The 13,256-nt window shown below is 54.4% G+C and carries 8 protein-coding genes; 2 read left to right on the forward strand and 6 right to left on the reverse strand.

Features of this window, described 5'->3' with window-relative positions:
• Positions 1 to 243 precede the first annotated feature (243 nt).
• A complete protein-coding gene (locus Q4501_RS10650) occupies positions 244 to 1,539 on the forward strand; it encodes an EAL domain-containing protein (RefSeq protein ID WP_303596216.1) in 1,296 nt (431 codons plus the stop codon).
• Here Q4501_RS10650 and Q4501_RS10655 read toward each other — a convergent pair.
• Together Q4501_RS10655 and parE are read right to left on the reverse strand one after the other, a co-directional pair.
• Positions 1,526 to 3,301: an SLC13 family permease gene (locus Q4501_RS10655; RefSeq protein WP_303596217.1), complete on the reverse strand. Its 1,776-nt coding sequence runs from the start codon at positions 3,299 to 3,301 to the stop codon at positions 1,526 to 1,528. The two genes, Q4501_RS10650 and Q4501_RS10655, sit on opposite strands and share 14 nt — an antisense overlap.
• Positions 3,302 to 3,423: 122 nt before the next feature.
• The gene (gene parE / locus Q4501_RS10660; RefSeq protein ID WP_303596218.1) at positions 3,424 to 5,319 is read right to left on the reverse strand and encodes a DNA topoisomerase IV subunit B; all 1,896 of its coding nucleotides are present in this window, start codon (positions 5,317 to 5,319) and stop codon (positions 3,424 to 3,426) included.
• A gap of 464 nt (positions 5,320 to 5,783) precedes the next feature.
• Between parE and Q4501_RS10665 the strand changes: the two genes are divergently transcribed.
• Positions 5,784 to 6,671: an AraC family transcriptional regulator gene (locus tag Q4501_RS10665; RefSeq protein ID WP_303596219.1), complete on the forward strand. Its 888-nt coding sequence runs from the start codon at positions 5,784 to 5,786 to the stop codon at positions 6,669 to 6,671.
• Between the two features lie 91 nt (positions 6,672 to 6,762).
• Here Q4501_RS10665 and Q4501_RS10670 read toward each other — a convergent pair whose 3' ends face one another.
• The 4 genes from Q4501_RS10670 to Q4501_RS10685 form a co-directional block, all read right to left on the reverse strand.
• Positions 6,763 to 7,953 (reverse strand): serine hydrolase, encoded by a 1,191-nt coding sequence (locus Q4501_RS10670; protein ID WP_303596220.1) that lies wholly within the window; start codon positions 7,951 to 7,953, stop codon positions 6,763 to 6,765.
• A 46-nt stretch (positions 7,954 to 7,999) separates the two neighbouring features.
• Positions 8,000 to 9,619, reverse strand: a complete 1,620-nt coding sequence (locus Q4501_RS10675) for an NAD(P)/FAD-dependent oxidoreductase (RefSeq protein WP_303596221.1) — start codon at positions 9,617 to 9,619, stop codon at positions 8,000 to 8,002.
• 172 nt (positions 9,620 to 9,791) lie between these two features.
• Positions 9,792 to 10,304, reverse strand: a complete 513-nt coding sequence (locus Q4501_RS10680; protein WP_303596222.1) for a protease complex subunit PrcB family protein — start codon at positions 10,302 to 10,304, stop codon at positions 9,792 to 9,794.
• A complete protein-coding gene (locus Q4501_RS10685) occupies positions 10,301 to 12,976 on the reverse strand; it encodes a S8 family serine peptidase (protein ID WP_303596223.1) in 2,676 nt (891 codons plus the stop codon). The genes Q4501_RS10680 and Q4501_RS10685 overlap by 4 nt, the downstream gene beginning before the upstream one ends.
• Positions 12,977 to 13,256 lie beyond the last annotated feature (280 nt).

A 13,256-nucleotide genomic window follows, 5' to 3' on the forward strand; every position in this document is an offset into this window, starting at 1 on the left:
ATTTTGCGTGGCCCCTTGCGGGGCCACCCTCTTACTTCAGCCCACACTACACTACGAAAATCCGCAAATCGCTTCCTGTTTCTTCATGAAACAGTGGCAATACTCTTCCGTTTTTGGCAATCTCTCTTCCAACTAGCAGTTTACTCAGGCTTTTTCCGGTTTTACCAGTGACTGACCAGTGACCATTCAGGTACTTGGCTTCCATAGTTCCTGATGCATTCGCTCAATAACCTGAAACTCACTATGCAGCGCTCCTTCCCGGAAAAGTGGACAGCCCCCGAACTTGATGTGCTGTCGCCAATGTTACACAGAAACGGCAATGTCTGGACGGCAGAGTTTCGCGGTCTGGTTCTGAGCACGGCGCTCCAACCTATCTACAGCATTTCCCACAAACGAACGGTTGGCTACGAAGCCCTGATCCGGGCCCATGACCCAGATAAGTCCAATGTTCTGCCAATACATCTTTTTGAGGTGCCAACTTCAGATGCTGAAGCCCTCCTCCTGGATCGCCTCTGCCGATACCTTCACATTCAGAACTACTGCGGTGCAGAGGATCAGCTCAACTGGCTGTTTTTGAATGTATCCCCCCGGGTGGTCACTATCGGCAGCCAAAGAGATTCGTTTTTCGGCGAATTACTTGCAAAAACAGGACTCCCTCCGCACCGGATCGTTATCGAGATTGTTGAGCAACCAACAGATGACGCCGAACGCCTGCGTGAGACAGTTGCCTACTACAGGAAGCTGGGATGCCTGACAGCCATCGATGACTTTGGCGCCGGACACTCCAACTTTGAGCGGATATGGAACCTGTCTCCAGACATCGTCAAGCTGGACAGGAAGCTGTTAACTCGAGCTACAGAAGACAATAAGGCACGGCAGATCCTGAACGGTATCGTTTCACTGCTACACCAGTCCGGGTGTCTGGTTTTACTGGAGGGCGTGGAAACCAGTGATCAGGCCATGATTGCCATCGATGCCGGTGTGGATTTTGTTCAAGGGTTCTACTTCTGCCGACCCAGCACGGATCTGGCAAAGCTGTGCAACACCCCAACAGATTTCGACCAGCTTCTGCAGAAATACAAAGCCTGTCACCAGATAACCCGGGACCCGACCCGTCAGCTGATCGATTTCTTCCAGCGAGATTTCCATTTGGCAGCCGAGCAACTCCAAACCGGCGCCCCCATGGCCAAGGCCTGTAGCGTCCTGCTGAACCAGCCTACAGTTTCCCGTTGTTATCTGGCGGACGACAGAGGCGTGCAGGTTGAGGACACGCTCATATCAGACACCGGAACCCGAAGCCTCGACCCCCGCTTCAAACCGCTTGAGAGCACCAGCAAGGCCGACTGGTACCGACAACAGTACCTGAAGCAGGCATTGGCCCAACCGGGCAACCTCCACGTTACAGCGCCCTATCTCTGCGTAACTGGCGCATACATGTGCGTTACCCTATCACTCTGCTTTACTTACGAGAGCGAGCTACGCGTACTTTGCTGTGACATTCTCGCCAATCCGCCAGCAGTTCCCGTTAACCAGAACTGATTCCGTATACCAAGGAAATCACTGCAACAGATACCAGACCAATGAACACATTCATTGGCAAGCCTAACCTTACAAAATCCCCGAACCGGTAACCACCCGGGCCGAATACCATCATATTGGTCTGATAACCCAAAGGGGTCGCGAAGCTGGCCGAGGCAGCCATCATCACCGCGATCACAAATGGTTCGGCTGCAACGCCCATGCTGGTGGTCATCGACAGCACTATCGGGAGAACAAGGACAGCGGCTGCATTGTTTGTAATAACTTCCGTGAGCACGGATACGGAAAAATAGACCAGGAAAAGAGCCAACAATACGTGCCCCTTGCTGAGACCAAGAATGGCACCCGCCACATAGTTTGCCGCCCCGGTCTGTTGCAGAGCGGCGCCCAGAGCAAAGGAAGCCGCTATAGTCAGAACCACTGGCACATCCACGGATTTCTGAGCCTGGCCTACGGAACAGCAGCCACTCAGGATCATGAGGGCTGCACCCAGCAAAGCGGCATTCAACATGCTCAGAACACCGCAGGCAGCAAGCCCTACCAGAACAACCAGCACGCCCCAGGATAACCATGCACGATCATGCCTCGGGGCTTCTGTTCCCAGGTCGTTGATAAGCAGGAAGTCTTTATTGTAGCGTTGACGGCTCACAAACGCCGGCCGTGCTTCGAGCAAAAGCACATCGCCGGGTTTGAGGCGAATGTTGCCCAGGTTTCCCGAGACTCTCGCGCCACCCCGGGCGACCGCCAGAACAACCGCCCCATAACGTTCGCGGAATCGCGCATCGCGAATGGTCAGGCCAAGCACCTCCGACTGGGGGGACAAAGCCGCTTCCATCAAACAACGCTCCGCACGGTCTTTGCTGAGGCTAGGCTCGTCCGCGTGTACGGAAGGCACAATGCCGTTAATGCGCAGCAAATCGGAAATTGCCTGAGTGTCCCCGGCAAATACAAGCCGGTCTCCGCCTCGCAGGCGCTCCTCGGAAGGCACTGCCGTTACAACGCTGCCATCGCGCTCAATCTCGACAAGGTATAACCTTTCCAATTCGCGCAGGCCAGCTTCACCCACAGCCTTGCCAACCAGTGGCCCATCAAACGCAACCGCAACTTCCAGAGTAAACTCCTTCATGGAACCGAACTTGTGCTGATCTTCACGGTTGGGCAAGGCTCTGGGCATAAACAGTAAAATAGCGCCGATACCGAGAATCGCTACCGGCAGCCCTACAACGGTTATGGAAAATATAGAAAATCCGGCATCACCGGTTAGTTGCTCATACTGACCATTTACAACCAGGTTGGTGCTGGTGCCAATCATGGTCAGCGTGCCACCAAGAATGGCGGAATAGCTGAGAGGGATCATCAGTTTGGAAGGTGAAATTCCGATCTTCCGGGACCAGGCATGAATCGCCGGAATCATTGTGGCAACGACTGGCGTATTGTTGAGAAAACCACTCAACACCGCAACCGGAAGCGTAATCCTTGCCTGAGCAGAGCGCACAGTCGTCGGGTTTCTCAGCAGGTGCTTGACCAACAGGTCAACCCCGCCGGAATGATGAATGCCCGCCGCCACCACAAACAGTGCCACAACGGTGATCAATCCGGTATTACTGAAACCCGCCAGCGCCTGGTCAGCAGAAATAATGCCACTGGCACTCAGAACCACAAGCACACTCATCATGACAAGATGGGGCGCGAAGCGCCCTGAACTCATAAGTACCAGCGCTCCCCCTGCGAGGCTCAGCGCAAACCAGCCCTGCCAATCCATCTGCGGTTCATCCCGATCGTAAAACCGGCAGGATAACGAGTTTCAGGAATACTTAAAAAGAATAAAGAACTATTTTTATAGACCTAAAGGAAATATTCTTCGACCCAAGCACCTTGCCATAATCAAACGGCCACATCCGCCATGTTGCCATAGGCCTCAAGCCACGCCCTGCGGTCAGACGCGCGCTTCTTGCCAAGAAGCATGTCCATCCGGCTATCGGTATCATCGCCGTCTTCAATGGTCAGCATCACCAGACGACGGGTATCCGGCGCCATGGTGGTCTCCCGAAGCTGGAGCGGGTTCATTTCACCCAACCCTTTGAAGCGGGTAACGGAAATCTTGCCTTTACGCTTTTCCGCTTCTATACGATCGAGGATGCCCTGCTTTTCGTGTTCGTCCAGGGCATAAAACGTTTCCTTGCCCAAATCCACCCGATAAAGCGGTGGCATGGCAACAAAGACGTGGCCCGCAGCAACAACCGAGCGGAAATGCTTGAGGAACAATGCGCACAACAGCGTAGCAATGTGCAAACCATCAGAATCCGCGTCCGCGAGGATGCAGATTTTGTTGTACCTAAGGCCGTCAAGCTGATCCGAGTTGGGGTCAACGCCAATGGCCACGGCGATATCGTGGATTTCCTGGGAAGCCAGGATCTCACTGGAATCCACTTCCCAGGTGTTCAGAATCTTTCCACGCAACGGCATGACCGCCTGGAATTCACGATCACGCGCCTGTTTCGCGGACCCACCCGCGGAATCCCCCTCTACCAGAAACAGCTCAGAGCGGGCGGTGTCGCCGCCAGAGCAGTCGGCAAGCTTGCCGGGTAAAGCAGGCCCGGAGGTTACCCTTTTTCGGGCCACTTTTTTACTGGCCTTGAGCCTGCGCTGGGCGTTGCTGATAAACAGTTCCGCCAGCACTTCGGCCACGCCAGTGTGCTGGTTCAGCCACAAACTGAAGGCATCCTTGACCACACCGGAAATGAATCCTGCTGCCTCCCGCGAGGATAAGCGTTCTTTCGTCTGGCCGGAGAACTGAGGCTCCTGCATCTTGAACGAAAGCACATAGGAAACTTTTTCCCAAATATCATCCGGAGAAAGCTTTACGCCCCGTGGCAGAAGATTACGGAACTCACAGAACTCACGCATGGCTTCCAGAAGCCCCGTCCGCAAACCGTTTACGTGGGTGCCTCCCTGAACGGTGGGAATCAGGTTCACGTAGCTTTCCATGAGCGCCTCACCGCCTTCCGGGAGCCACTGGATTGCCCAGTCAACCGCTTCCTGATTACCCGAAAAGCTGCCGGTAAACGGTTCCAGTGGCACAACTTCCAGGTCTGTCAGCGCAGAGCGCAGATAATCCCGAAGGCCTTCCTCATAGAACCACTCATCTTTTTCACCGGTTTTTTCCTGCACAAAAGTTACCGTCAAACCCGGGCAAAGCACTGCCTTTGCGCGGAGGTTATGACGCAAGCGACTGACAGAAAAATTAGGGCTATCGAAGTATTTTGCATCCGGCGTGAACTTGATTCGGGTACCGGTGTTGCGCTTACCAACCGTATCGATAACCTCCAACTCAGAAGCCTTGTCTCCATTCGCAAATGTCATGCGATGGAGTTCACCGTTGCGCTTTATCGTTACTTCAAGCAGCGTGGAAAGTGCGTTCACGACGGAAACGCCAACGCCGTGCAGGCCACCGGAGAAGTTGTAGTTACCCTGCGAAAACTTACCGCCGGCGTGGAGTCGGGTCAGGATCAATTCGACGCCAGGCAGCCCTTCCTCTTTATGGAGATCGACTGGCATACCGCGGCCATCGTCTTCAACACTCAGCGAACCATCGGCGTAAAGCACCACGTCAATACGGCGGGCGTGTCCGGCGAGGGCTTCATCCACACTGTTATCGATCACTTCCTGGGCCAGGTGGTTCGGACGACTGGTGTCGGTGTACATTCCCGGGCGCTTACGCACCGGGTCCAGGCCGCTCAGTACTTCAATGGCATCGGCGTTGTATTGTTGCTCGCTCATAAACTGGAAGTGACTCCGCAGGAAGAAAAATTCGTTAACATAGCTTAGGGATTCGCCGCCAAAGATCAACGGCTGATTTATGCAACCCGTAAGGCTCACCGGGCTAGTCGGCCTCTAAGACCGCCAACACGACCATCATGGTACCTTTGTCGTAAGTATTTCATACGGAGGTTCCAGGCCACCACATCCTTTAGGAGGATTTGCTCAACGCAGGCTTGACACCTTTTCCCGGTAAGGCTAGTTCTAAAAGATGAAGCATAAAGGCACGCCAACAGGTGCCTCAATCAGATAATAACAATATTTCCATGACCCACTCCCTCACATACATACTGAAGCCGCCCATGCCGTTGAAGTCTGGCTATCAGTGAAGCCACTAGATGCCCGTTCCGGTAGTTAAAGGTTAAACGGGCCAGGGGAGTGAGAAAATCAGTCTGATCGACTGGATGTCGGAGGGCAAGACAACGATGGCGAGCCTCATTGAATCCGAAGAGTTGCCTGTTTGGGTGCCGGGAGAGGTTCTGACCGCCAGTGATAACCTCGGATGGCTGGATGTCGGGCAGCGCTCTTATCGCTATGCAGGCCTGGATGTCCCGATTCCGCCGATGAACCACTACATGATCGTCCGGTATTTCGAGGGGCAGACGCCCATGGACCGGCGGATTGACAGCCGCTGGACACGGACGACCTGCGTGCCTGGCCACATTTCCCTGTTGAGCCGGGCTCGACCATCACACTGGCATTGGACGCAACAGATCGACGTGTCCCACGTTTACCTTTCCGAAAACCTGATGTCACGAGTTGCACAGGATGTTTTGGGGCGCCCGATATCAGAGGTCAGCCTGCACGATGTTCTTAATGCGGAAGACCCTACCGTTACTTCGATCTCTGACGCCATCCTGGGAGAAACGCGGAATTCTGCGATCGGTGGGCCAACTTATGCCGAGGCACTGGGCCTGCAGCTCAGCGTTCACCTATTGCGAAATTATGCGGATGTAAAGTTCAGGGAAGATCACAGCCAGTCTGGCCTTTCAAAGCGCCAGCGCTCAGCGCTGACCGAGTTCATCTATAGCAATCTACAGCATCAGATCAGCATAGAGCAGTTGTCTGCAGTCACTGGTCTGGGCGTCTGGACTTTCTGCCGGCGATTCAAGGCAAGCTACGGAGTAACGCCTTGCGCACACCTTCTGGACACACGTGTCGAGCAGGCAAAACTGATGTTGGCAAAGAGTTCGCGCCCTATCAAAGCCATCGCAACCGAGTGCGGCTTCTCGGACCAGGCTCATATGACGCGAGCATTCCGACGCAAGCTGAACCTGACACCCGGACAGATCAGGCAATCCCGGAGCCATTAATCCGCGCGTCTCCTTACGCGCCAACTTACTGCAATCACTGCAAATCAACGAGAGCGGTAGCACTCGCGCCACCGCTCCAGTCACCAACCTATCAATTCAGGTTGTTATAAGTTGTCGCCTCGAACTCATAGAATCCGGGATAAGAGGCACAGTCATAAAAAGGCAGTATCTGGGTAGCCCAGTATCCACCCACTCCCCTGGCCTTATCAATCCACAGATAGCTATTGGCAAGGCCTGTCCAGGCCATGGATCCGGGGGAGCGCCCGGTAGGTGCCTGTTCACGATTAATCATAAAAGCATGGGACCACCCCTTATCCACCCCGGGCATAAACTCACCACTATTGGCCAGGCTCGGATCAGACGTTTCCCAGAGGCCTATTGGAATGCTGGTGTCAGCGTAACCATCTTTGGCCAGCAGATGTGCCGTTTCGGGTTTCAGTACCCTGCCATGTTCACCGGCACCGTCGTTCAGGACCATACGTATGAACTTCATGTAGTCCCTGACCGTTCCATAGAGGCCATGCCCGCCCATGTCCATGACAGGTTTTGCAGGCAGGGCCAACTCAGGAACGGGTACCAACTGCCCGTCCGCGGCTCGCGAATGTATGGTGGCACGGCGCGCCACCATGTCATCGCTGACCGAAAAGGCCGTATCCACCATGCCAAGGGGCTGAAACACACGTTCGTGCATCACCTCACCCAGACGTTGCCCTCGCAGTTTCTCTACCACCAGCCCCAGCCAGTCGGTATTGACTCCATAGGTCCAGGCCTCACCGGGATCGTGCTGAAGTACTGTCTGAATCGATTCCCTGGTGCAGGTGATAATCGATGGAATATCTTTCAGCTCCCGGTATTTCTTGTCCTCAGCGCTGAAAAAATCGTAGCACAGCCCTGAGGTTTGCAAGAGTAGATCACTGACGGTAATCCTGCGTTTGGGTGGCCTCAGCCGGGCCTGCCCGTCCGCACCAAACCCTTCAAGCACATGCAGCTTGTCAATCTCCGGGAGATACTTGCCCACTGGGTCATCAAGCCGAAGAAGCCCTTCCTCAAGCAGTTGAAGTGCACAGACACTGGTAATCGCTTTGGTGGTGGAAAAGATCGCAAACACCGTATCCAGATCCATCGGGGTTTGCTTACCCTGCTCTCTGACTCCCGCCGCACCTTCATAAATGTTGCGTTCCTGATCGGTAACCATAGCTACCACACCAGGGGCACCACCGTGGCGCCCCGTGGTCTGCCGGAGCACACTGTCCAACGCAGCTTTCATCTTCGGATCGCTCATTTGACACTACCTCTTGTTGTTGTCGGAATAGATCTTTCTACCTGCTTTACGCGAAGACAAATCCCGGGTAGTTGTTCCTGGCCAGCTCGACACAATGCTGGTTGTAGCTATTCACCCCGCCGCAATACGACAGCAGTCTCCGGGGCTTGCCCGGTACATTGGTTCCCATATACCAGCTATCCACCAGGGGTAGAAGTGTCTGGTTTGTCACCTCGTCGTGGTGCCGCACCCACTCGTCCTGGCACTCTTTGGTAGGCTCTATCACCGTTTTATCTTCTGCTTTCGCATACTGAATGATATCGGTGATCCACCCTACCTGCTGCTGCAGACAGGTTGTCATGTTGCACAGTGCAGCGGACGGTGCGAGCGGCGCGCCAGTTGTAAATAGATTGGGGTAACCGTGTACCTGAAGCCCCATTGCCGTACGGATTTCATTGCTCCACTCTTCCTTCAGGCTGCGCTCTTCCTTGCCGCGTATGTCAATTCGCGTCAGCGCACCGGAGCCGGCGTCAAAACCTGTCGCCAGCACAATAATATCAACTTCATGAACGCTACCGTCCTGCATCAGAACACCCTCGGGGACAATGCCTTCGATCGGTGTCTCGCGGCAGTTCACGGCTTTTACATTCGGTCGCAGGAAGGTTTCCAGATAACCGGTATCCAGCGGAACACGCCGGGTACCGAAACCGTAGCTGGTGGGAATAAGAAGTTTACAAAGATCGGCATCATTGTTCAGTCGTGCCCGCATTTTTGCACGAACAAATCGGGAGATTTCTTCACTCACCTCCGCTTCAGTGAACATCTCAGGGTAGGAGGACAGCCAAAGCGCAAGCGAGCCGTCGTTGTAAAGTTTTTCCAGGGTCTGTTCGCGTTGTTCCGGAGTGTCCGTATGCCAGGACCGCCCATCGAAGTCGTAGTCAAATCCTGCAAAAGTATTCAGAACTTTATCTTTGAGATACGTGAAATTCTTCGACCAGTGCTTCCAATCCTCTTCCGTATATTTCGGGTTTCTCATCGGAATGGTGTACTGAGGTGTGCGCACAAACACCGTGAGGCTCTCTACCTCGGGCGCAATGCTCTGGGTGGCCTGAATGCCGGTAGCACCAGTGCCGATCACGGCAACACGTTTGCCTTTGAGATCTACACCCTCTTTGGGCCAGCGGGAAGTGTGGCAAATCTGGCCCTGAAACGTGGATTGTCCAGGGAAGACATCCTCAAGTGGGGCGGAAAGCATGCCAGTACAGGCAATCAGGTACCTGGCTTCCAACCGGTCACCCTTGTCTGTTCTGATGGCCCAGCTACCGTCTGCCTCCTGCCAATGTGCGGAATCCACCCGGGTATTAAACTCAATGTCCTGATTAAGATCGAGTTTGTCAGCAACATGATTCAGCCACCGCTCGCTTTCAGGTTGCGCAGGGAAACGCTCTGATGGTTGCCAGCTCTCGTAAAGCTCTTTCGAGAACCAGTACTGGTAAATCTCTGCCTGGGAGTCGAAACGGGCACCCGGGTACCGGTTCCAGTACCAGGTACCGCCTACTCCGGAGGCAGATTCAATAACCCGAACACTCATTCCGAGGGACCGTAGCTTGTGCAACTGATACAAACCAGCCACACCCGCACCAATCACTATTGCATCGTAGGAACTAGCATTAGCTTCAACATTCATCTCATACCCCTCGTTTCCTCTATCAGGAAACTTTCTTGTATTTGTTTGTTGGTCGCCAGCACGGGTAAAAAGTGCTGGCAAGCTCAATACTGAGGGGGTAAGAGTGATTGGGTATTGGATGAAACTGGCAAGTTATTGCACATTTCTGGCAGATTCCGCATCGCATTGCGGTTCAGAGTTTTAAAACAAGATCCTTGTCACGAACACCGGATACCCGGACTTCCGACCATTCATTGGCCGGCACGGCGACCACCGCACAGGGAGAAGTAATCGCCTGAGTAACCATGGTTCCAGGGGCCGGCGCGCGTATCGCCATGGAAAGACGCAAAATCTTACCGGCGCGCTCTGCCGACGCCAGACTGACGTTGTAACCGCCTGTAGGCTTCTCTCCCAGGGTTACGAACAGCAGATGCTCCTGTTGCAGATCCACCTGCCGCAGTTGCTGAACGGCCATATTCTGGGTAGGTAATTCCAACAGTTGCTGCAGTCGCTCACTGGTCTGAACATAAGCCAATCCGGGTCCCGTCAGCCCGCAGTGTGCAGACTGGGTAACCTGGCGTACCAGGGGTGCACTGGACTCACTTTCTACCGGCTCTGAAGATGCACAGCCAACCAGCCAAACACACCCGACCAACAAAAAAACCAAAGGTAAGCCCGCCAATACCTTCCTGTATGCTGCAATCAACGCTCTGCTCCGATTGTTTTGGGTGCTGTGCCGCCAGTGTCTGGCAGTTGCTGAATCAACCTGTAGCCTATAAAAGCAGGGCGAGGCAATACGCCAGGTGTAGCGGCAGATATTGAGGGGCGGGAATAACTGGTTGTCATCCGGACACCCGTGACAGGATCTCCCTGCCTGATCGTGATTTCCTCCCGGAGCCCAGCTACCGGATACTCCGCACAGGCTTCACCAGCATGACAAATCAGCCCATCATTATCCAGATCTGTCCCTGCGACGAGAATGTAGTCGCCAGGAGGCACCTCGTTCAGCATTCTCGGCACCTCACCGTCATCAGGCAAAAATGAAAACTGATACTGTCCGTTTTCTGCCACCGCAATGGTCTGAGCAACGGTTGTGTACCGATCGCCAACGGGCTCTGGATCGACCAAGAGCACAAAATGCCTGCCTGCATCACGGGCCTGCTGGTCTGTCACCCACTGGCCGATAACCGGGATTTCGAGCCGGCGCAATTCGTCACTTCTGTATTCGATAACTATAGTTGTCCGCTCGGATATACCAGCCTCCAGGGCTTCCGGCAGCAGAGTGACGCTGATGGCGAAATCAGTTCCAGAGTCCCCACTGACTGGCGCTGAATCCAGTCTTAGCCATGGGGCCACAACGGATACGGATCCAATGATAATGTCACTGGGAGCGCTGCCATATACATTCAGGCTCACGCTCGCAGACAGTTCCCCTTCCGTTGAAAGGCTCACAATGGAGGGCGACGCCGTTAAAAAATCCGATACCGTGCCTGCGGCCGCAGCCAAAGCCGACTTACCCGCATCCAGAAGTCCCCAACCCAACTCGGTCGACTTCAGGCAAATCTCGCTGCCACAGGTCAACTTCCCTGTCATCAGCATGTCATTCAGTTGTTCATAACCGAGTGCCGAATTGAGATTCTTCATCAGCGCAAACACCGCCGAGACATGAGGCGCGGCCATCGACGTTCCCTGTAAGCCGATATAGGTTTCCTGAACCGTGCCATTTACCAGCGCTGCACTGGAGCTGCTGACCAGATCACTGCGGCCGTCGGCGTTACCATCACGGCTGGCATCACCGCCAGGTGCAGCAACGTCTATCCAGCTCCCATAATTTGAATAGGATGCCAGAACACCCGCACCATCCACCGCGCTTACAGCAAAAACTTTATCGAAGGCTGCCGGGTAAGAAGCGACAGCAGAAGCGGAATTACCCGCTGCAGCAACGAAGACAATACCCCGGTCCGCTCCATAGGTGATGGCATCCTGCAATGGCTGCAAAAAGGGAAGCCCACCGAGACTCAGATTGACGATTTCGGCCAGAGGCTCTCCACCTGACGGCCCGGCCACCCAGCGAAGGGCCGCCAGCAGATCGGCGGATGAGCCTGTGCCGCCCTCTCCCAGAACCCGAACGGGGAGCAGCGAAGATTTGTAGGCAATACCTGCCCCACCCGCCCCATTCACCGCTGCTGCGATGGTTCCCGCTACATGAGTGCCATGATAAACACTACTGCCCACGGCATTCCCTGGATCCGACGGGTTGCTATCAGGGCCTGGCATGCCATCATTGTCAAATTCTTCTGACACGAAATCCCAACCCTCAATGATATTTGCATTCAAATCACTGTGCCAGTTCCCAGGCGCCCCGAACAGACCTGTATCCATCACCGCAAGGGTAACGCCACTTCCACCATCCGGGGCTATTTGCCATGCAATCGGGGCATTCAGCAGTTCATAGTGCCATTGCTGCCCGACGGAGGGGCTGTCATAGAGCGGTTCGTCCAGAGGCGTTTGCATGGCGCGCATTTTGTAATTGGGTGTTGCGGAAGCAATTTCCGGGCGTCTATTCAGCGTTCGAATCCACTCCAGTGTCGCTTCTTTTGGTTGCGCCTGGCTGCTGCGGGCCATTTGGGATGGCGCCTTCATCAGCCAGACACCCGAAGCCAGCTCCTGTTTTGGTTCCATAAGGTGCAGCGGCATTGTTGAGCGCATCGACACCGAGTCTTTATCAGCCTTGAGCACGACAATTGCCTCAGCGTCGACAAAATCATGATCCGGCCACTCGAATGCTATCGCGCGAGCACTACCAGCAGCGGATGTAGTGAGGATATAGAGCATCGGAGCTGCGCCAATTGCCCCTACCTGCAATGTATACGCACCCGCAGTCTCGGTATCCGGTAATGAAACCCGAATCGGATCCACCTGGTTATTAGTGACAACGCTTTCAATAACACGACTGCCACTCAACAACGACAGAGCAAGCGGCGAAAAACCCTGGCTTGTTGAAAACGGCTGGAGATAAACACTCTGCCCTTCACGCAGAGTCATTGAGAAGGTATCAACAGGATCAGCCGGATAGTTGTTTCCTGGAAATTCGTTCTGATCCGGGTATGTCCCGTCGCTGACGCTGACATAACCCGCCAGAATAAACTCCTGTGGCAAAAGCTGCGAACTACCCAGAGGGGATGCGCTCAACGCGAGCGTATCGGCATCGTCTGCATCTACCCGGGTGCCGGTTTCAATATCGATAATGCCCGAAAGAGCGATATTGGCCGATGCCGGCTCGCTGCCGCCAGAGCTACCGCCACAACCATAAAGTGAAGCAACCGCCACCAGTACGGAGCACCTGAAAAGAATCGCAGCCCGCGAGTTAGCCGTCATCCACAATAGCCTCTGTGTTTATACAAGATACAAATATACGCCACGCACTTTACAGCCAGATGTTAAGAAATGCCCGAACACGCCCGCCCGGGGCGCAGAGAAACAAAAAAGCCGCCCCAGGGAAATTCCAAAGGCGGCTCTAACTATAGAGGATAAACCCTAGATCACGTAGAACATCATCGGTACAAACGCCACCAGACGGGCTGCATGAGTTGCCAGTACGGACATCATAAGTCGCCTTGCGCTACTTTGTTTTTATGAGCGTGGACCACAGCCAGTT

The sequence above is a fragment of the Marinobacter sp. 2_MG-2023 genome, assembly GCF_030546935.1.
GTDB lineage: Bacteria > Pseudomonadota > Gammaproteobacteria > Pseudomonadales > Oleiphilaceae > Marinobacter.

Bases quoted from the DNA above. Each gene is read 5' to 3' on its own strand.
- Q4501_RS10650 (WP_303596216.1), top strand. From the start codon at position 244: ATGCAGCGCTCCTTCCCGGAAAAGTGGACAGCCCCCGAACTTGATGTG.
- Q4501_RS10655 (WP_303596217.1), bottom strand. From the start codon at position 3,301: ATGGATTGGCAGGGCTGGTTTGCGCTGAGCCTCGCAGGGGGAGCGCTG.
- Q4501_RS10675 (WP_303596221.1), bottom strand. From the start codon at position 9,619: ATGAATGTTGAAGCTAATGCTAGTTCCTACGATGCAATAGTGATTGGT.
- Q4501_RS10670 (WP_303596220.1), bottom strand. From the start codon at position 7,953: ATGAGCGATCCGAAGATGAAAGCTGCGTTGGACAGTGTGCTCCGGCAG.
- Q4501_RS10665 (WP_303596219.1), top strand. From the start codon at position 5,784: ATGGCGAGCCTCATTGAATCCGAAGAGTTGCCTGTTTGGGTGCCGGGA.
- Q4501_RS10685 (WP_303596223.1), bottom strand. From the start codon at position 12,976: ATGACGGCTAACTCGCGGGCTGCGATTCTTTTCAGGTGCTCCGTACTG.
- parE (WP_303596218.1), bottom strand. From the start codon at position 5,319: ATGAGCGAGCAACAATACAACGCCGATGCCATTGAAGTACTGAGCGGC.